Source organism: Pseudoalteromonas sp. NZS11_1, from assembly GCF_015864275.1.
Taxonomy (GTDB): Bacteria; Pseudomonadota; Gammaproteobacteria; order Enterobacterales; family Alteromonadaceae; genus Pseudoalteromonas; species Pseudoalteromonas arctica.
Genome location: NZ_JADYXK010000001.1, coordinates 535,444 through 554,042 on the forward strand (window position 1 = coordinate 535,444; position 18,599 = coordinate 554,042).

General features: G+C 38.9%; 20 protein-coding genes. 15 read left to right on the forward strand and 5 right to left on the reverse strand.

Annotated features, from left to right (window positions below):
• Positions 1-62: 62 nt before the first annotated feature.
• Positions 63-854 carry a crotonase/enoyl-CoA hydratase family protein gene (locus I6F44_RS02375; RefSeq protein ID WP_121954203.1) on the reverse strand — a complete coding sequence of 264 codons (792 nt, stop codon included), beginning with the start codon at positions 852-854 and terminating at the stop codon, positions 63-65.
• A gap of 367 nt (positions 855-1,221) precedes the next feature.
• Here I6F44_RS02375 and I6F44_RS02380 point away from each other — a divergent pair, with 367 nt between their 5' ends.
• Genes I6F44_RS02380 through I6F44_RS02390 form a run of 3 tightly spaced genes read left to right on the forward strand, consistent with a single transcriptional unit; the run spans position 1,222 to position 2,905 of the window.
• The gene (locus I6F44_RS02380; protein ID WP_007581697.1) at positions 1,222-1,542 is read left to right on the forward strand and encodes an HI1450 family dsDNA-mimic protein; all 321 of its coding nucleotides are present in this window, start codon (positions 1,222-1,224) and stop codon (positions 1,540-1,542) included.
• 42 nt (positions 1,543-1,584) lie between these two features.
• Complete coding sequence (locus I6F44_RS02385) at positions 1,585-2,397, forward strand: DUF481 domain-containing protein (protein WP_007581700.1); 813 nt, start codon at positions 1,585-1,587, stop codon at positions 2,395-2,397.
• Between the two features lie 25 nt (positions 2,398-2,422).
• The gene (locus I6F44_RS02390) at positions 2,423-2,905 is read left to right on the forward strand and encodes a hypothetical protein (RefSeq protein WP_008168001.1); all 483 of its coding nucleotides are present in this window, start codon (positions 2,423-2,425) and stop codon (positions 2,903-2,905) included.
• 41 nt (positions 2,906-2,946) lie between these two features.
• Here the strand turns inward: I6F44_RS02390 and I6F44_RS02395 are convergent, their stop codons facing one another.
• Together I6F44_RS02395 and ygfZ are read right to left on the reverse strand one after the other, a co-directional pair.
• Positions 2,947-3,432 carry an FKBP-type peptidyl-prolyl cis-trans isomerase gene (locus I6F44_RS02395; RefSeq protein ID WP_007581704.1) on the reverse strand — a complete coding sequence of 162 codons (486 nt, stop codon included), beginning with the start codon at positions 3,430-3,432 and terminating at the stop codon, positions 2,947-2,949.
• Between the two features lie 12 nt (positions 3,433-3,444).
• A complete protein-coding gene (gene ygfZ / locus I6F44_RS02400) occupies positions 3,445-4,356 on the reverse strand; it encodes a CAF17-like 4Fe-4S cluster assembly/insertion protein YgfZ (protein WP_024592974.1) in 912 nt (303 codons plus the stop codon).
• Positions 4,357-4,520: 164 nt separating this feature from the next.
• Here ygfZ and I6F44_RS02405 point away from each other — a divergent pair, with 164 nt between their 5' ends.
• The gene (locus tag I6F44_RS02405; RefSeq protein ID WP_007581709.1) at positions 4,521-4,772 is read left to right on the forward strand and encodes an FAD assembly factor SdhE; all 252 of its coding nucleotides are present in this window, start codon (positions 4,521-4,523) and stop codon (positions 4,770-4,772) included.
• Between the two features lie 55 nt (positions 4,773-4,827).
• A complete protein-coding gene (locus tag I6F44_RS19585; RefSeq protein WP_007581712.1) occupies positions 4,828-5,184 on the forward strand; it encodes a hypothetical protein in 357 nt (118 codons plus the stop codon).
• On the opposite strand, the gene nadB is transcribed toward I6F44_RS19585, so the two are convergent.
• Positions 5,159-6,769 (reverse strand): L-aspartate oxidase, encoded by a 1,611-nt coding sequence (gene nadB / locus I6F44_RS02410; protein ID WP_007581714.1) that lies wholly within the window; start codon positions 6,767-6,769, stop codon positions 5,159-5,161. The two genes, I6F44_RS19585 and nadB, sit on opposite strands and share 26 nt — an antisense overlap.
• A 246-nt stretch (positions 6,770-7,015) precedes the next feature.
• Between nadB and rpoE the strand changes: the two genes are divergently transcribed.
• The 10 genes from rpoE to pdxJ all read left to right on the forward strand — a co-directional run bounded on the left by rpoE (position 7,016) and on the right by pdxJ (position 15,725).
• Positions 7,016-7,597, forward strand: a complete 582-nt coding sequence (gene rpoE, locus I6F44_RS02415) for an RNA polymerase sigma factor RpoE (RefSeq protein ID WP_002958721.1) — start codon at positions 7,016-7,018, stop codon at positions 7,595-7,597.
• A 1-nt stretch (position 7,598) separates the two neighbouring features.
• The gene (locus I6F44_RS02420) at positions 7,599-8,216 is read left to right on the forward strand and encodes a sigma-E factor negative regulatory protein (RefSeq protein WP_007581717.1); all 618 of its coding nucleotides are present in this window, start codon (positions 7,599-7,601) and stop codon (positions 8,214-8,216) included.
• A 4-nt stretch (positions 8,217-8,220) separates the two neighbouring features.
• On the forward strand, positions 8,221-9,171 hold the full coding sequence (locus I6F44_RS02425) for a MucB/RseB C-terminal domain-containing protein (RefSeq protein WP_121954201.1): 951 nt from the start codon (positions 8,221-8,223) through the stop codon (positions 9,169-9,171).
• A 19-nt stretch (positions 9,172-9,190) separates the two neighbouring features.
• A complete protein-coding gene (locus I6F44_RS02430; RefSeq protein ID WP_024609022.1) occupies positions 9,191-9,640 on the forward strand; it encodes a SoxR reducing system RseC family protein in 450 nt (149 codons plus the stop codon).
• 276 nt (positions 9,641-9,916) lie between these two features.
• On the forward strand, positions 9,917-11,704 hold the full coding sequence (gene lepA, locus I6F44_RS02435; protein WP_007581724.1) for a translation elongation factor 4: 1,788 nt from the start codon (positions 9,917-9,919) through the stop codon (positions 11,702-11,704).
• Positions 11,705-11,720: 16 nt separating this feature from the next.
• Positions 11,721-12,656, forward strand: coding sequence for a signal peptidase I (gene lepB, locus I6F44_RS02440; RefSeq protein ID WP_007581726.1), 936 nt, complete (start codon positions 11,721-11,723; stop codon positions 12,654-12,656).
• A 2-nt stretch (positions 12,657-12,658) separates the two neighbouring features.
• A complete protein-coding gene (gene rnc, locus I6F44_RS02445) occupies positions 12,659-13,336 on the forward strand; it encodes a ribonuclease III (protein ID WP_007581728.1) in 678 nt (225 codons plus the stop codon).
• The gene (gene era, locus I6F44_RS02450; RefSeq protein ID WP_007581730.1) at positions 13,326-14,258 is read left to right on the forward strand and encodes a GTPase Era; all 933 of its coding nucleotides are present in this window, start codon (positions 13,326-13,328) and stop codon (positions 14,256-14,258) included. Before rnc ends, era begins: the two co-directional genes overlap by 11 nt.
• 20 nt (positions 14,259-14,278) lie before the next feature.
• A complete protein-coding gene (gene recO, locus I6F44_RS02455; protein ID WP_024592970.1) occupies positions 14,279-14,971 on the forward strand; it encodes a DNA repair protein RecO in 693 nt (230 codons plus the stop codon).
• Between the two features lie 22 nt (positions 14,972-14,993).
• Positions 14,994-15,725: a pyridoxine 5'-phosphate synthase gene (gene pdxJ / locus I6F44_RS02460; RefSeq protein WP_024592969.1), complete on the forward strand. Its 732-nt coding sequence runs from the start codon at positions 14,994-14,996 to the stop codon at positions 15,723-15,725.
• An 82-nt stretch (positions 15,726-15,807) separates the two neighbouring features.
• Here the strand turns inward: pdxJ and barA are convergent, their stop codons facing one another.
• Complete coding sequence (gene barA, locus I6F44_RS02465; protein WP_197173230.1) at positions 15,808-18,582, reverse strand: two-component sensor histidine kinase BarA; 2,775 nt, start codon at positions 18,580-18,582, stop codon at positions 15,808-15,810.
• Positions 18,583-18,599 lie beyond the last annotated feature (17 nt).

The following is an 18,599-nucleotide window of genomic DNA, read 5'->3' on the forward strand; positions in this document are numbered from 1 at the left end:
TCACAGAAAAGATAAGAGCTTAACTTTAACAAATCAAACTCTTTTATGCATTGTGCAATAGTCTACCAGTGCTTTGTATTTGCGTAGGTTATATCCGCTTTTCCTTTTGCTTTAGCAATTGCTTTTTTAGTGTTTGGGTTTAGCAATAAGCGAATTTGGCTTAAGGTTTCTTTAGCGAGTATTTTTCGTTGGTTTGGTTTATAGCTAAGTTGTGTAACACGTTTAATAGCAGCAAGCGTATCTGGTGAACGCTCAAGTAATGTATCGAGCATGTTTTGCGTGGCTTGTTGAGTATCATCGGTAAGTTTAGTAACCAAACCTAGCTCATTTGCTTGTTGTGCAGTGATTGGGTTTGCGTGGCTTGCAAGCCAAAGTGCTTGGTCGCGCTTAACTAAACCGCTCATCATTACATTTGCGCCCATATCGGGGCACAATCCCCAACGCGCTTCCATAATGGCAAGTTTGGCATCAATATGAACAACTCTGTAATCTGTCCCCAAAGCTATTTGCAAACCACCCCCTAAACAGTTGCCATCAATTTGTGCAATAACGGGCACACTAAGTGACTGCCAGCCTAATACTACTTTTTGCGCTAAATTTTGATTGCCAGGTAACCATTTAAGCAATAATTTCACTATGTTCATTGGTGTAGCCATTACTGCAGATATATCAAGGCCTGCACAAAAATGCTCGCCATCGCCTTTTATTACCACAGCACGAATACTACGATCTCTTTTTATATTTTTAATGGCTTTGTTTAGCTCTACAAACATTTCAAAACTTAATGCATTTTGTTTTTTTGCTCTGCTAAGCGTGACGGTTGCAATGCCATTTTGTTTTTCTAGTTTTATCATTACACACTCCTCTGACCTGTTGCTTGAGCTTATGTTGTTATAGGAATTAAGTAAAGTGACGGTATTTTTTAAATAAATGGAATTTATTGCTAAAGCCGTAGTCTTAATAAATTGGTTTTAGATGAGAAAAAGCTAAACAATTCGAACCTAAGATAATAAAAATATTTTACGTTGTTATTTTAACTAAAATAATAAAAGTAATCTTTATATTCAATGGGTTAGGTGAGTTTTTATTTGTCGTTTTAGTTGTATGCTGAATAAAGCATGACTCGGTTACAAAAAAGTCAGTGTTTTACGCTTTTTTTTATCAAAATGATGATGAGATTTGATAATATAGCGCAACTTAAAAGCTTAAGGTTAAGCACATATGTCGGGTCCACGTTTATATACGGTAGAAGAAGCTACTCACCAAGCTTATGATATTTTTTTAGAGTTAGCGCCAAATAACTTGAGTGAAAAAGATGTTGAAGACTTTAATGAGTTTAGAGAAGACCTAGGCTTTATTGAAGAAGACGAGCCAGATGACCAGTGGCAAGACTTTGTAGCCCTTGAAATAGAGCCAGAGCACTTTATTCAGGTGTTGGTTGGTTTAGAATTTGAAAATGATGATGTTTTGTTTGCTAAAATTTTGATTAGTCGTGATAAAGATGCTCCGTTTTGTCATATTTTATGGAAAGAAACTGAATAAGCAATACTGCTTATTTTTATAATTGTGTGCAGAGAGAGTATTGTGCGTAAGTATTTATTTTTAATTTTTTTAATAATTAGCAGCCCAAGTTGGGCCGTTGATCCATTTGAAGATTTTCATGAATATGGCAAGCTCTCTGATGAAGAAATTCATGAGTTACACAAAGGTGACATGTTCTACGGTGATACTGAATTTGGCTTTATTCTAAGTAAAGGTAACACCAATTCGACCAGTTTTAAGCTCAAAGGTAATTTATACCAAGACTTTGAAAAGTGGCGTAACCAATTTAAAATAGACTCTCTTTATAAGCGTGATGAGAACGATGAAAGCGGTGGCACTGATGTTACAGCTAATCGTGTTTTTGTATCTGCGCAAGGTAACTATAAAGTCGGTGTTAAAAACTCCTCATTTTTTATTTACGGTGATTACGAAGAAGATGAGTTTAGTGGACTTGATTTTAAAAGTACGGTGGCGACAGGCTATGGTGCACGTGTATACCAAGGCTCTAAAAACAAAGTAGATATTGATATAGGACCTGGTTTATACCGTTCAGTAGCCGATGAAGATTCGGATGTGAGCGAAGATGAAATTAATAAAACTGGTTATTTAGTACGTGTTGCAATGCAGTGGGAACGTTTGGTTTCTAAGCGTACTCGTTTTAATCAAGATGTGAGTATAGAGCAGTCGCTCTCAGGTCTTAATTCTCGCTTAAAATCGGAAACCGCACTAATAAGCCAAGTGATTGGTGCGGTATCACTCAAATTTACCTACATGTATCGTTATAATTCAAAACCCGAAGATGATAAACTCAAGTTCGACTCAGAGCTGAGTGCTACATTGGTGTACAGCTTTTAAGTATTTATTTAATTTAGAGAATATTATGTATCAGCATAAACAGTATGCGGTGTTTATCTTTTTTGTATTAGCGTGGATAGGCGGTTTTGTAGCGCTTGCATGGAACTTATTAGGCGCTGATGGACCTTTAATGATATTTGCTGGGATTTTAGTGCTGGTGGGCTTTTTGTTCCATGGTCTAACAGTAAAAGTAGATGATAAAAAAATTAGCTGGGCGTTTGGCCCAGGCGTTGCAGGGCAAAGCATTGAGCTTGGCGAAGTAGTAGAAGCTAAGGCAGTTCAAAACTCTTACAGACACGGTATTGGTATGCGAATTACTCACGATGGTTGGGTGTATACAGTATCTGGCTTTAGTGCAATACAGCTAACGCTTAAAGATGGCACTTTGTATCGAGTTGGCACAAACGATCAAAAAGGTTTACTAGCCGCTCTAAAAGAAAAGAATGTATCAATCGCGCTGCCTAGTAAGGCAAAAACTGAAACGGTTAAGCGCAACAATATGATATAAAAAAAGCGCCCTAGGCGCTTTTTTCTTGGTTTAACAGTGTATTAGTGGTCGTGACCACACCCACCTTCACCATGTACATGACCATGAGTGAGTTCTTCTTCGGTTGCATCACGTACTTCTAGTATCTCTACATCAAAGTTAAGTGTTATGCCTGCAAGTGGGTTATTACCATCTACAATAACTTCTTCATCTTGGATATCGATGATCATTACTGATTGGTCACCATCATCTGTTGATGCACGAAATTGCATGCCGACTTCAATTTCCATACCTTCAAACATCGACTTAGGTACAGCTTGCATTAGGTTATCGTGGCGTTCGCCATAACCTTCATCAGGTTCAACTTTTACGCTAAGTGTGTCGCCTGGTTGTTTGCCTTGCAAAGCATTTTCTAGGCCTGAAATTAAGTAGCCTGTGCCAATGATAAAGTGTAGTGGCTCACCACCGAACGAGTTATCAATGCTATTGCCATCATTATCCATTACCGAATAATGCATTTTTACCACTTTGTTTGCCGCAACGATCATAGTCATTCCTATTTATTCATCTTCAAGAGAGTAGGGTAGAGGCAGAATGCTTAGCTCCACCTGAGGTGTGTGTTTTGCACGAAGTACCTGAGTTACATCAGTATCGTTTGGCAACACAACGAGGCCTGTTAATTTATTTGTTTGTTCATTAAAGCTTTGTGCAATAAGTTTACCCGCACGGCGCCAATTTTCGCCTAATTGGGTTTCTAAATCGGGCTCTGAAAGTATCCCTTCGCTTTGACCTGAAACTATATACATTGCACGCTTATTTTTACCTAGGTACTTCATGCGAGCCACAGTTTCTTGACCGGTATAACACCCTTTTTTAAAGCTTATACCGCCAATAGCATGTAGGTTTACCATTTGAGGAACATACTCGCCAATTGCATCTGCACTTAACTGAGGTTCACCTGCAAGCATAGATGCTTGTTGCCAAGGAGCTTCGTTATCAAGTGTAGATACGTCATCAGGCATACTAAACTGGCTATCGACCATCAATAAAACACGGTTATCAGCTAATTTTAGTGCTTTACCGCTTTCAAAGTCACACGCGCTCGCATCACCTTCAAAGTTAATATCAAGTTGTGCGAGTACACCCGATAAATCATCACCAATGAGACCAATTAATCGCTTTGAACATGCACTAATGTCAACTTTTGCAAATACGGCATACTTTTTTAGCTCAGCTAACGATTTTTCTACTTCGTTTTCGCTGCCTGTAAGGTAGTAGCTGTCTTGATAAGAAAATAATTTAAATACGCCCCAAAGTTTACCTTTAGCGCTGCAATGGCCAGCCCACAAATAATTACTGCTGGTTAATTTATTTAGATCTTGAGAGATTTGCCCGTGTAAATAAGATAATTTATCAGCACCGCAGAGGCTAATAAGTTGATGAGATAACGGACATGCATAAACGCTCGACATAAAAACCTTCTTTGCAATATAAATGAAGTGACATAATAACGCAGTTGTTACGTATGGTACAGACAAGCGCTTATTGGTGCGGGTTTATTCTTTAATGAGAGATTAATAGCTGCTAAATAGGCTTGTGTTTGTTAAACTCGAGTCAATTAAGTATGAGGTTTAAAATGGTTGAAATTCATAGTAAAGCACGTATTCGTTGGGCTTGCCGTCGTGGCATGTTAGAGCTTGATGTTTTGTTTATGCCGTTTGTTGAAGAAGCATACGACTCTTTAAGCGCAGAGCAACAGGCTATTTTTCAGCGTTTGCTAACAGAAGAAGACCCTGACTTATTTGCATGGTTTATGGGTCATCAAGAATGTAAAGATGAGCAGTTAAACGGTATGGTTTCGCTGATCTTAGACCGAGTTCGTGTATAGGTTTACAGTTACTAATAATAACGCTGACCACAAACCTATTGTGGTCTTTTTTTGCATGCTCAGTTTAATATTATGTTTATTTTTAGATTCGCTACTAGCTATGCTTTTTTGTTTGATAATTAATATATTAGCTGGCTTTTTAGTGTGGCAAAAAGTGTTGGCAATTCATCCAAACCATGGCGTTATAATTCTAGAACCCAAGCTATTTAGGTTTGAGGGTGAAGGTTTAAAAATTCAGGGTGAAATTAGTAAAAAAAGCCGTTTTTATGGCAATAATATATGGCTACATATTAAAGGTTTTAGTAACAACCATTGGCTTATAATTTCAGCCAACGGTGTTAATGAACAAAGCTATGCGCGTCTAAAACGTGCTACTTTAAGCGCGATTAATTGCGTTTTGGAGTCAAAATAGTCGGTGTTGGATTTTCATTTTGTTCAGGGTAATCAATAGTATAATGTAGGCCTCTGCTTTCTTTTCGCTCCATTGCACTTCTAATAATGAGTTCTGACACTTGTACTAAGTTACGAAGCTCAAGCAAGTTATTACTTACTCTAAAGTTTGCATAATAATCGTGTATTTCTTGCTGCAGCAACTCAACCCTATGCAGTGCACGTTCTAAGCGTTTAGTAGAGCGTACAATACCTACATAATCCCACATAAATAAACGTAGTTCATGCCAGTTATGGGTAATAACAATTTCTTCATCAGAGTTACTAACACGGCTTTCATCCCAATGAGGTAGAGCCATTGGCTCTGGTGCATGTTCAATTTTACTTAAAATATCTTTAGCTGCAGCGTGGGCAAATACAATACATTCTAATAATGAATTACTTGCCATACGGTTTGCACCATGTAGGCCTGTGTAAGCGACTTCGCCAACAGCATACAAGTTATCGAGATCTGTTTTACCGTTAAAGTCGGTCATTACGCCACCACAAGTGTAATGCGCAGCAGGTACAACTGGGATTGCTTCTTTTGTTATATCAAGCCCTACACTTAGGCATTTTGCGTAAATAGTAGGAAAGTGCTCAATAATAAAGTCTTTATCTTTGTGGCTAATATCTAAATAAACACAATTAGCACCTAAACGCTTCATTTCAAAATCGATTGCGCGTGCCACTATATCGCGTGGAGCAAGTTCTTCACGACTGTCAAAATCTTTCATAAAACGAGTGCCATCAGGTCGTTTTAAATAAGCCCCTTCACCGCGCATAGCTTCTGTAATTAAAAAGTTTTGTAGCTCTGGATGATAAAGGCTCGTTGGATGAAATTGATTAAATTCCATATTGGCAACTTTACAGCCTGCGCGCCATGCCATTGCAATGCCATCACCACTTGATACATCTGGATTAGATGTATACAAATACACTTTGCTTGCGCCACCAGTGGCAAGAGCAACAAATTTAGCTGAAATGGTTTCTACCTTTTTAGCTTTTTTGTTCCACACATACATACCTTCAATGTGTGAGCCTGTTTTTCCGGCGCTTTTATCTGTAATTAAATCAATAGCATTGTATTGCTCTAAGAGCGTTATATTCTTATGAATTTTAACTTGGCTAATAAGCGTGGTTTGCACAGCTTTGCCAGTAGCATCGGCTGCATGCAAAATACGACGATGGCTGTGACCGCCTTCACGTGTTAAATGAAAACGCTCTTTTCCTTTGCTATCAAACTCCATATCAAAGGGAACACCTTGGTCGATTAACCACTGTAGGCAATCGTGAGCATTGCTGGCAGTATAATGAACAGCGTCTCTGTCGCATAAACCGCCGCCCGCATCGAGTGTATCTTCAACATGAGATTCTATGCTGTCGTTTTGTTTATCAAATACAGCTGCTATACCACCTTGAGCATATAAAGTAGAACCTTCTGTAAGCGCTCCTTTACTGATCACGGTAACGTTACAATAATTAGCTAGAGATAATGCAAGTGATAAGCCTGCTGCGCCGCTACCTATAATAGCGACATCTGCAATGTGATGTTTATTTTGGTTCATGTCAGAGGTACTTTGCGGTTACAATGCTCGTATAGAGCAATATTTGTTTTTAATATCTGTAGTTGTACCATATTTGTCATACTACTACGTAGTGATTTTAAAGGCTTAGCGCCGTTATTTATCATCTATTTTATAAAAAAATAATATTAAGCAGAACTTTTTATTCATAAAGAGGTCAGAGTATTTGTGAACAATGACGACAATATGAATAACAAGCAAAAATCAGACATAGGAGTACCGGCTCGAATGAGCGAGCAGGAATTAGATTTAGTGCTAGTAAAAAGGGTCCAGCAAGGAGATAAAAACGCCTTCAACCTATTAGTAAAGAAGTATCAAAACAAAATTGCAGGTTTGATCTCACGTTATGTATCAAACCAAGGCGATATTGCTGATGTAGCACAAGAGGCTTTTATTAAAGCTTACCGTGCACTTCCAAACTTTAGAGGTGACAGCGCCTTTTACACGTGGTTATACCGTATTGCCGTTAATTGTGCTAAAAATTACTTAGTAGCCCAGGGGCGTAAGCCGCCAGCAAATGATATAGACGCTGAAGATGCCGAGTTTTATGATTGTGCAGATTCAATGCGATCTAATGCATCTCCTGAAAACCTACTTTTAAGCGAAGAAGTACGCGCTGTTATTTTTAATACGATTGATAGTTTGCCTGAAGATCTTAAAACCGCAATCACCCTTAGAGAAATCGAAGGGATGAGCTATGAAGAAATAGCAGTGGTAATGGATTGCCCGGTCGGGACTGTGCGTTCGCGTATATTTCGTGCCCGTGAAGCAATAGATAACAAATTAAACCCATTAATAGGCGAGTCTTAGTATGACAAAAGCACACCTTAACAAGTTAGATAACGAAGCGTTATCGGCATTACTTGATGGCGAGCAACATCTGACTGATGCAAAAATTGCAGAGCAAGATGTAACTACGTTTGGCCGTTATGCGTTAATTGGTGATGCGATGCGTGCTCAAAAAAATAATAACGACATACATATTGATATTAGCGATCGCGTTGCATTAGCACTTGAAAGCGAGCCTGTTTATGCTGACTTTAGTCAGTCAAAAACACAGCCTCAAGCAATCACTGAGACGGTACAAGATAATAAAGTAGTGGCTTTTAATTGGCGCAAGCCAGTTGCTCAACTAGCAATTGCAGCCAGTGTGGCAATGTTTGCTATTGTGGGAGTTAATACGCTTCCTCAAAGTAACAACGAGCAACAAAGCGAAATTCCATTACTACAAACCACACCGCTGACAGGTATGGCGTCGCCAGTAAGTTACTCATCTGAGCCTGCGCTTGAAAATGCAGAGCAAGGTTTACGTGAATTACAGCAACAACGTATTGGTGCATTAGTTCTTGAGCATCAACGCCAAGCACGAGTTGCGAATTCTTTAGAAACAGCGCAAACTAATACCAAAGCGTCTGAGGAAAAAAACTAATTAAATGAAAGTAATCACTTTTGTTCTGTCGTTGGTAGTAAGCTTTAATGCATTTGCCAACGACACAAATCCTGCCAAAGATTTATTACTAAAAATGGCTAATGCCGTTCACACCCGTAATTTTGACGCTTCGTTTGTGGTTGTCAAAGGTAAAACAATGGAACCCTACCGATGGGTGCATGCTTTACAAGGTGACACAGAACTTGAGCATTTAAGTTTACTTAACGGTGCTGGGCTTGAAATGGTCCGTATTGACAACCAAGTTACTTATTTTGAACCTCAGTCAGAACCATACTCCCTAAAAACAGATTCAATAGCGGGTCCAATCCCTGAAGTACTTTTTAAAGATATAGATCGCTTAAGCGCGCACTATGATTTTGTACTAGGCGGGAAAGGTCGTATTGCTGGGCGTGCTGCACAACTAGTTCGCATAGAATCTAAAGACGAGTATAAATATAATTATTGGATTTGGCTGGATATGGAGTCGTCGTTGTTACTAAAAGCCGCGTACGTTAACCATGAAGGTGAGGCCTTAGAGCAGTTACAGCTTACTCACATTAGTGTGACAGAGCAGCCAGCAGGTATGTTACTTGAAGTCCTCAATCGAAACTTTCCAACGCCTTTACCAAACGATGCACTTATAAACGAAGACAGTACAGCGACTAACTGGCAAATTAGTTGGTTACCGGATGGCTTTGAATTACTAAAATCAGACAGACATAAGCTCGATTTAAATAACGAATTAACAGACTATTACTTGTTCTCTGATGGTTTTGTTGAAATTTCGGTATTTATTCAGCGTCCATTACCGGGTAAGCGTTTAAGTGGTGCACTAACCTCTGGTGCAACGACAGTATATGTGCATAATGGCGGTAATTTTGATGTATCGGTTGTTGGTAATGTACCGAGTATGACCGCAAAAGCGATTGCTGAGTCAGTTACCCGCTCATTATAAACGATTCGTAAGGATTGTTATGATTGAACAAACCCTCACTGTTGTGGCCCTCGATGGCCACATTGCTCATTTAGAAGCACAACAAAAACAAGCTTGTGAAGGCTGCAATGGTCGTTGCGGCTCACAAGTGTTTGGTAAGCTGTTTGGCACTGCAAAAAAAACCTTCCCTTATAAATTTGAATCCTCTGTTGAAGTAGGACAAAAGGTAACCTTGTCACTTGATGATAGTCACGTCGTTAAGCATGCATTTGCGGTATACATGCTACCACTGCTTTTAAGTCTGGTTTTTGCACTGATTGCAGCGCAATTATTTATGTCTTCCGAAGGTTGGCAAATTTTAGCTGCAGCTTTAGGTGGTGTTACTGGTTTCTTTATAGCTAAAACTCGCGTGAAATCGCTAAAGCACGATATAAAAGTTATAAAAATTCACCCAATTAGTATCCCTTTAACTCAAATAGATGGTGATTGACGCCAATTAAATGTAAAATTGCCGTTTTATACCAAAGTAACTTGGAAATACAGGGAATAGTGGTTTTTTAAATTATTTTATCTAGCTGAATAACAATAAGTTAAATAAATTTAACTTATTGTTATTCAATAAATAAAATGGTTTTAATCAATATTAAAAAGCATTCGTGATGTTTGTAATTTACAAACTGAGCTTATGGCATCCTACAGCAAGTATTTTCAAGTCACTTAGGTATTCATATTTAGTCCATTAAAATAGAAGTATAGAATCCAGTTTATGAAGCATATCCGTAATTTTTCGATCATCGCCCATATTGACCATGGTAAATCGACCCTTTCAGATCGTTTGATCCAAGTTTGTGGCGGTTTAACCGACCGTGAAATGCAAAAACAAGTTTTGGATTCAATGGATATTGAGCGCGAACGTGGTATTACCATTAAAGCGCAAAGTGTAACGTTGAATTACAAAGCGAACGATGGCGAAACTTATCAACTTAATTTCATTGATACTCCAGGACACGTTGATTTTACATATGAAGTATCGCGTTCTTTAGCTGCATGTGAAGGTGCACTACTCGTTGTCGATGCAGGCCAAGGCGTTGAAGCACAAACATTAGCTAACTGTTACACCGCTATTGAAATGGAATTAGAAGTAATTCCAGTACTTAACAAAATCGATTTACCGCAAGCGGATCCTTTGCGCGTTGCAGAAGAAATTGAAGAAATTATTGGTATTGATGCCCTTGATGCAGTGCAATGTAGCGCTAAAACGGGTGTAGGTATTGCCGAAGTTCTTGAAATGATTGTTAGAGATGTTCCGCCGCCAGTAGGCGATACAGATGGACCTCTACAAGCACTTATTATCGATTCTTGGTTTGACCCATACCAAGGCGTTGTATCATTAGTGCGTATTAAGCACGGTGAATTACGCACTGGCGACAAAATAAAAATAATGTCGAATGAGCATATACATACTGCCGACCAAGTGGGTGTGTTTACACCTAAGCAAACTAACACCGGTATTTTAAGAACAGGTGAAGTAGGGTTTGTTATTGCTGGCATCAAAGAGATACATGGTGCGCCAGTAGGCGATACTATAACTCATCAAAAAAATGCGGCTCCACTTCGTTTACCTGGTTTTCAAAAAATTAAGCCTCAGGTTTATGCAGGTATGTTCCCAATTGCATCTGATGAGTATGAATCATTTCGTGATGCGCTTAATAAATTAAGCTTAAACGATGCGTCGTTATTCTTTGAACCAGAGAATTCAACTGCATTAGGTTTTGGTTTCCGCTGTGGCTTTTTAGGTATGCTACACATGGAAATCATTCAAGAGCGTTTAGAGCGTGAATACGATATTGATTTAATTACAACGGCACCTACGGTAATCTATGAGATAGTTACTAAAGAAGGTACATTCCAGATTGATAACCCGTCTGATTTACCTGCAGTAAACGATATTTTAGAAATTCGTGAGCCGATTGTTGAAGCTAATATTTTGGTACCACAAGAATACTTAGGTAATGTTATTACTTTGTGTATTGAAAAACGCGGTAGCCAAACAAAAATGACCTATCACGGAAAGCAAGTAGCTGTTACGTACGAGCTACCTATGGCTGAAGTGGTAATGGACTTTTTTGATAAATTAAAATCAACAAGCCGTGGTTTTGCATCGCTTGATTATAACTTTAAACACTTTCAAACATCAGATATGGTGCGTGTTGATATTTTAATCAATAGTGAGCGTGTTGACGCACTTGCGATTATTGTTCACCGCGATGGTGCTCAGTCTCGTGGTCGTCAGTTAGCTGATGCATTAAAAGAGCTTATTCCTCGTCAAATGTTTGATATTGCGATTCAAGCAGCGATTGGACAACACGTTATTGCACGTACTACGGTAAAACAGTTACGTAAAAACGTAATTGCTAAGTGTTACGGTGGCGATGTGAGTCGTAAGAAAAAGCTACTTAAAAAGCAAAAAGATGGTAAAAAACGTATGAAGCAAGTAGGTAATGTTGAAGTGCCTCAAGAAGCGTTTTTAGCTATTTTAAAAGTTGGTAAATAAAAACAAAGGATTATAAATGGCTGGTTATTTTTCAGTTTTATTGGTGCTATTAACCTTAGGCTCAGGCTTAATATGGTTAATAGATCACTTAATGTATGCACCTAAAAGACAGGAGCGCTTAGCGATAGCGCAAACGTCTGCTGGAGCTCCGTTAGATGAAGAAACTGCGGCATTAATTGCACCAGAACCAGTACTAACAGAAACAGCAAAGTCGATTTTCCCGATGATTGCAGCAATTACTATTTTTAGATCATTTATTTTTGAACCGTTTCAAATTCCATCTGGTTCAATGATGCCTACACTGTTAGTGGGTGACTTTATTTTAGTACAAAAGTATTCATATGGAATAAAAGACCCAGTTTGGCGCACTCAGTTAGTTGATATCGGTGAGCCTGAACGTGGTGATATTGTTGTTTTTAAATACCCTTTAGATGAAAGTGTTGACTATATTAAACGTACGATTGGTTTACCTGGCGATAAAATTGTTTATCGTGATAAACGTTTATATATTCAGCCAAACTGTAAAGAAGGCGAAACCCAACAGGGTGAGCTTTTATGTAATGAATTCAATAAAATTGATTTTAAACTAATTAATGATAACGAATTTAAACAAGGCCCAATGCCTCTAGCTCGTGTGAATGAAAATTTAACAACAGTTACGCATGATATATTAATCAACCCACAAGCGCCTGAAAGAAAAGGGCGTTACTATCAGCAACCGGGCACGCCTTCTGATGAATGGACTGTTCCTGCTGATCATTATTTTATGATGGGTGATAACCGCGACAACAGCCAAGATGGTCGCTTTTGGGGCTTTGTACCAAAAGAAAACTTGGTGGGTAAAGCTGTCTTTATATGGATGAGTTTTGAATTTGAGAATGGCCCTGATGATATTTTACCAGGATGGGTTCCAACTGGTGTTCGCTTTGAACGCCTAGGTAATATTCAGTAACGATGAAAAAAAATGTAACAGAATTATATAAAAAAATTGGCTATGAATTCGCTGATCAAGGTTTACTTGAACAAGCAATGACGCACCGCAGCCACAAAGGCCAACATAATGAGCGACTAGAATTTTTAGGCGACTCGATTTTAAGCTTTGTGATTGCCAATGCACTTTATGCCAAATTCCCTAAAGCGCGTGAAGGCGATTTAAGTCGCATGCGTTCAACACTTGTGCGTGGTCAAACACTTGCTGAGTTTGGTCTTGAATTTGGTCTAGGCGATTATTTACGCTTAGGGCCGGGCGAGCTTAAAAGTGGCGGTTTTCGTCGCGAGTCAACGCTTGCTGATGCAGTAGAAGCTATTATAGGCGCTGCATTTTTAGATTCAGGTATCGACAGTTGTGGCGATCTTATATTGGCGTGGTACCAATCACGTTTGGATGCTATTTCACCAGGGCTTAACCAGAAAGATCCTAAAACCCTGCTGCAAGAGTATTTACAAGCCCGTAAATTATCGTTACCGGGCTACACAGTGGTTGATACACAAGGCCAAGCACACAATCAAACATTCACGGTTGAATGTATTGTTGATGGAATGGATAGCATAATTTCTGTTGGTAGCTCGCGCCGTAAGGCCGAACAAAAAGCTGCCGAAAAAGCATTGAAGATACTTAAAAATGAACCTTGATACCTTAATACAGCCTCATGAACGTGATGTAGATACATTTTGTGGAATGGTGGCGATTGTCGGTCGACCAAACGTAGGTAAATCGACTTTGCTTAATGAAATCATTGAGCAAAAAGTGAGTATTACCTCACGTAAACCACAAACTACACGTCATCGTATTATGGGTATTCATACCGTAGATAAACACCAAGCGGTATACATAGATACACCGGGTCTACACGTTGAAGAAAAGCGTGCTATTAACCGTCTAATGAATCGAGCAGCGTCTAGTTCTATCGGCGATGTAGAGCTTATTATTTTTGTCGTTGAAGGCACTCATTGGAATGCAGATGACGATATGGTACTTAATAAAGTATCGCAAAGTGGTAAGCCTGTATTATTAGTTATTAATAAAATTGACCAAGTTAAAGACCGTGATCTTGTATTGCCTCATATGAAGTGGTTAAGTGACAAGTTTGATTTTGTTGGAATTATGCCAGTATCAGCAACGCAAGGTAAAAACGTTGATTTAATCAAAGCAGAAGTAACTAAACGCTTACCTCCTTGCGAATTTTACTTTCCTGAAGATTATGTAACTGACCGTTCGATGCGCTTTATGGCAGCTGAAGTTATCCGTGAAAAGCTAATGCGTTTTATGGGTGAAGAACTACCGTATTCTGTGACTGTTGAAATTGAGCAGTTTAAATGGCAAGACAACGGTATTTGGCACATCAATGGGTTAATTCTTGTTGAGCGCGAAACACAAAAACGCATGGTTATTGGTAATAAAGGCGAAAAGCTAAAAACCATTGGCCGTGAAGCCCGTAAAGACATAGAAGAAATGCTTGATAACAAAGTATTTTTAGAGCTTTGGGTTAAAGTTAAGTCGGGTTGGGCTGATGATGAACGTGCACTAAGAAGCTTAGGTTACAGTGAAGACTAAACCAAGCAGTAGCTTAGTGAATGGATAGCGACTTCTACACCGCGTATTTATTACATCGGCGTCCTTATAGTGACTCCCAAGTAATGTTAGATATGCTTGTAGAAGGCGTTGGCCAGTTAAGAATGCTGGCCCGAATTAGTGGTCGCCAGGCCACTAAACATAAAGCACAACTTCAGCCATTCCAGGCACTCCTTGTTAATTACAGTGGCAAGTACGATTTAAAATATATCAATAAGTTTGAACTGCATGGTAACCCGCACTTTTTAAAAGGTGATGAGCTTTATTGTGGTTTTTATTTGAATGAGCTAACTAATCGCATCGTTCCTGTTAATGAGCCAATTGAACAAGTATTTGAGCTATATAAATCTCACCTAGGAAACCTAAACAGCGGAGCCAATTTACAAGAAGTGCTTCGCTCGTACGAATTTCAATTATTGGAATTACTCGGTTATGGCGTGGATTTTAGTTTTGATGCCAGTGGTGAACCAATAGATGAAAAGCAGACGTATAGTTATTTCCCCGAACTTGGTTTTTTAATACAAGAAGATACGCGTTCTGGATTTAGTGGCAAACAACTCAACGCCATAGCAAATCATGACTTTAGCCAAAGTGATGTGCTATATATGGCAAAGCAATTAAGTCGCTATTTATTAAAACCCTTATTAGGTAGTAAACCATTAAAAAGCCGTGAGCTATTTATGGCCTCTCAATAAACGTAATTTTACAGGTAAGAAAATGAAAGATATTCTTTTGGGTGTAAACGTAGATCATATTGCAACACTTCGTCAAGCGCGTGGAACAAGTTACCCAGATCCAGCCCATGCAGCCAGTGTAGCAGAGCATGCAGGCGCAGACGGTATTACGATTCACTTACGTGAAGACAGACGCCATATTCAAGATCGCGACGTTTATGTGATGGCTAAAACTATCCAAACTCGTATGAATCTTGAAACCGCTGTTACCGATGAAATGATAAAAATAGCGCTTGAAGTAAAACCCGAGTACGTGTGTTTAGTACCTGAAAAGCGCGAAGAGTTAACCACCGAGGGCGGCTTAGATGTAGCGGGTAATATAGATAAAATTAAAGCCGCAACAAAAACGCTTACCGACGCGGGTATTAAAGTATCGCTATTTATTGATGCAGATAAAGCCCAACTAGATGCAGCCAAAGAATGTGGTGCTCCTTATGTAGAAATACACACAGGCGCGTATGCTGATGCAACAAATGATACTGATTTACACAAAGAGTTAGAGCATATTCGTGAAGGTGTTAAATACGCAGCAAGCTTAGGTTTGATTGTTAACGCTGGCCATGGTCTTCATTACCATAACGTTAAACCCATTGCCGCGATGCCTGAGATTTATGAGCTAAATATTGGCCACGCTATTATTGCTCGTGCAGCGATAGATGGACTCGATAAAGCCGTACGCGATATGAAACGATTAATGATTGAAGCAAGAATGTAATACGAATCTACATAAGTATTTAAAAAGCTTAATTAAAAAAACGCGGTTAATGCCGCGTTTTTTTGTATCTAAAATTCAAAGCTTATCTTTGTAGCTCAGTTACGCTTGCATCAGCAAGTAAGTTTTCAAGCTCGTCCTGTAACTCAAATAATTCAGGTTCAATATTCTCTAACAAGCATTTATTTTTAAGTGATGTTTCAATTGTTTCTGCGAGTGATTTAAGTTTAGGCACACCAGTGTAGCAACATGCGCCATGAAACTTGTGGACAATACTTAAGACTTGCTGATAATCATTACTCTCTATCGCTTTAGCAAGCAATGTAAGAGTTTCAGGGACGCTTAGAAGTAGCATATTAAGCATCTCTAGCGCTAACTCGCTCTTTCCGCCAGCACGCTGCAGGGCTTGTGCCCAATCAATTCGACTACTTTGAAATGGTGCAGGACTTTGTGGTGTATCTGTTTTAGCTTTATCGCGATTAACCGGGGTCTGTGGACTATGATCGCTAATAATTTGTTTAAGCATATCTTCATCAATAGGCTTAGTTAAATAGCCTTTAAAGCCATCTTTTAGTAGTTGCTCTTTTTCGCTTTGAAGGGCGTGTGCCGTTACAGCGATAATGGGTGTATCTTCATTAAGTGATGATTCTTGTATAAGCTTGCATGCGGTTATACCGTCCATAATTGGCATCTGAATATCCATAAAAATTATGTCGTATTTATGACTTTTACTTAAGCTGTATGCTTGTGAACCATTATGTGCCGTTTCTATTACTTCAATCTGTTCACTTAATAAAGTATGGAGAAGTTTTAAGTTGGCATCGTTATCATCAACAACTAATACTTTTAACGGCAGCAAAGCTTGATCGTTTTGTTCAATATTATGAGTAGGGTGGTCAAGCCTGTAAGGTGCGGCAAGTACCTCACACAACTTACGGTGATTAAGTGGTTTACTTAAACACGCATCAGCACCGCTGCCTATAAAGGCTTCTCGCATATTGTGCGATACAGTATTAAGCATTAAATATAAGTAATCAGTAGATTCACGCACGGCTTTCACATAGCTTTTTAGTTGCTGCATATCATCAACTGATGCCATATGGCCAATTAAGCAAACATCATATTTATGTTCAGTATTTTTTATAGCGTCTAAAAAGCTAGTCTCGTTAAAACATGCCGTTACGCTTGATTCCCACTGAGTCAATAACGAAAGTACAGCGTGATGTGTATGCTCGTGTGGCTCTAAATACAAAATACGCTTACCAATGAGCGATTTAGTCGGTAAGTCGTTAGTAAATACATGATTGGGCAAACTAAACACACTATTGAATGTAAAACAGGTACCGTTACCTGGTGCAGAGTTTAATGTTATGCGGCCATTCATCGCTTCAACAATATGCTTGGTAATAATGAGGCCAAGGCCTGTACCACCAAACTTACGTGTAATGCTTGAGTCTGCTTGCCCAAATGGCGTAAATAAAGAGTCTTGCTTATCCACAGGTATACCCACGCCAGTATCTGTTACTGACACAAGTAAAGAAGTACGTTCGTCGTCGAGTAACCGATGGCTTATGTCGACCTTAATGGAGCCTTTTTCAGTAAACTTAATCGCATTACTTAATAGGTTTATCAGCACTTGTTTAAAGCGAGTGGGATCGCCCGTTAAGTCATCTGGTACTTGTTGGTTAATGTAAATGGATAGCTCTAATTGCTTATCGTGTGCGCTAGGAGCGAGTAGTGTCATCACTTCATTTACAGCATCACGAAGTTGAAACTGAATCGACTCAAGTTCCATTGCACCCGCTTCTAGTTTGGAGAAGTCTAGAATGTCGCTAATAATAGTCATTAAACTATTTGCTGATAGCATAATAGTATCGAGATAATCTTTTTGATGTTTATTCAGCGGTGTTTTATAAAGCTGGCGTGTAAATCCAATAACACCATTTAACGGAGTACGAAGTTCGTGACTCATTTTAGCTAAAAAGTCTGATTTTACACGGTTAGCATCTTGAGCTTCTTTTTTTGCAAATGAGAGCTCTATATTTGAAGTTTCGTATTGCTCTAGTGTTTCGCGGTAGTCGCTAGTTGCTTGGTCAATATTTTTTTGCATTTCATCTTTTTGCATCACCATAGTGTGAGCAATGGTATTTAAGCCTTCTCGCAATAGCTCAAATTCACCTATCATGTTGTCGTTAAGGCCAGTACTTCTTTTACCTTCGACTAACTTGTCGGTTGCAAGTACTAACTTATTAAGCGGCGTCATAAACATGCGGCTTAACCTTAAAGCTAAAATTGCTGCAAATACCAATGATAAAATAATTACAATACCGCTAATTAATAAAGCACGTTGCTGCCCTATAACCGCTTGGTCTTTGTTTAGCTGTATAATAACGGTGCCCAGAGATGACTGAAAAGCAGATGGATCCCATTTAGAGTCGTGATTTGTATGGTTAATAATGGGCGTGAAGAATGTAACAAGCTCATCTGACTTTTGCACGTGGGTCGTTTTTAAATTTATGAGCGTCTTTTGATTAATTAACTTTTCAAATGAGCGGTGATAATTACTCGTCATTAATAGCGTATTATTTTTATCAAAAATTGCAATCGACTTAATTGTAGGGGAGTGCTTGTTATGTGTGTAGCTTATAAGGCGATTCAATAGCTGTTTGTTTTTTTCGAGCATAGGTTGCTCAAGCGCAATAGCAAGGGGCTCAGAAATAGTAGTACCTTGCTGATATAAAATTTCATCAAGCTCAATGTAACGATTTATTGTAAAATAGCCACCAAGTAGTAATCCTATGATCACCGTTGGGATCAGGGTCAGTGTTAAAACAGAATCGCGTAAGCCTAATTTGGTCATAATGGGAGCGTTTTATC

What these genes read in the sequence shown, in the direction of transcription:
- barA (WP_197173230.1), bottom strand. Translation starts at nt 18,582, where the DNA reads ATGACCAAATTAGGCTTACGCGATTCTGTTTTAACACTGACCCTGATC.
- I6F44_RS02405 (WP_007581709.1), top strand. Translation starts at nt 4,521, where the DNA reads ATGGTTGAAATTCATAGTAAAGCACGTATTCGTTGGGCTTGCCGTCGT.
- I6F44_RS02420 (WP_007581717.1), top strand. Translation starts at nt 7,599, where the DNA reads ATGACAAAAGCACACCTTAACAAGTTAGATAACGAAGCGTTATCGGCA.
- pdxJ (WP_024592969.1), top strand. Translation starts at nt 14,994, where the DNA reads ATGAAAGATATTCTTTTGGGTGTAAACGTAGATCATATTGCAACACTT.
- nadB (WP_007581714.1), bottom strand. Translation starts at nt 6,769, where the DNA reads ATGAACCAAAATAAACATCACATTGCAGATGTCGCTATTATAGGTAGC.
- ygfZ (WP_024592974.1), bottom strand. Translation starts at nt 4,356, where the DNA reads ATGTCGAGCGTTTATGCATGTCCGTTATCTCATCAACTTATTAGCCTC.
- I6F44_RS02375 (WP_121954203.1), bottom strand. Translation starts at nt 854, where the DNA reads ATGATAAAACTAGAAAAACAAAATGGCATTGCAACCGTCACGCTTAGC.
- I6F44_RS19585 (WP_007581712.1), top strand. Translation starts at nt 4,828, where the DNA reads ATGCTCAGTTTAATATTATGTTTATTTTTAGATTCGCTACTAGCTATG.
- rpoE (WP_002958721.1), top strand. Translation starts at nt 7,016, where the DNA reads ATGAGCGAGCAGGAATTAGATTTAGTGCTAGTAAAAAGGGTCCAGCAA.
- I6F44_RS02380 (WP_007581697.1), top strand. Translation starts at nt 1,222, where the DNA reads ATGTCGGGTCCACGTTTATATACGGTAGAAGAAGCTACTCACCAAGCT.
- lepA (WP_007581724.1), top strand. Translation starts at nt 9,917, where the DNA reads ATGAAGCATATCCGTAATTTTTCGATCATCGCCCATATTGACCATGGT.
- I6F44_RS02395 (WP_007581704.1), bottom strand. Translation starts at nt 3,432, where the DNA reads ATGATCGTTGCGGCAAACAAAGTGGTAAAAATGCATTATTCGGTAATG.
- era (WP_007581730.1), top strand. Translation starts at nt 13,326, where the DNA reads ATGAACCTTGATACCTTAATACAGCCTCATGAACGTGATGTAGATACA.
- I6F44_RS02430 (WP_024609022.1), top strand. Translation starts at nt 9,191, where the DNA reads ATGATTGAACAAACCCTCACTGTTGTGGCCCTCGATGGCCACATTGCT.
- I6F44_RS02425 (WP_121954201.1), top strand. Translation starts at nt 8,221, where the DNA reads ATGAAAGTAATCACTTTTGTTCTGTCGTTGGTAGTAAGCTTTAATGCA.
- lepB (WP_007581726.1), top strand. Translation starts at nt 11,721, where the DNA reads ATGGCTGGTTATTTTTCAGTTTTATTGGTGCTATTAACCTTAGGCTCA.
- rnc (WP_007581728.1), top strand. Translation starts at nt 12,659, where the DNA reads ATGAAAAAAAATGTAACAGAATTATATAAAAAAATTGGCTATGAATTC.
- I6F44_RS02390 (WP_008168001.1), top strand. Translation starts at nt 2,423, where the DNA reads ATGTATCAGCATAAACAGTATGCGGTGTTTATCTTTTTTGTATTAGCG.
- recO (WP_024592970.1), top strand. Translation starts at nt 14,279, where the DNA reads ATGGATAGCGACTTCTACACCGCGTATTTATTACATCGGCGTCCTTAT.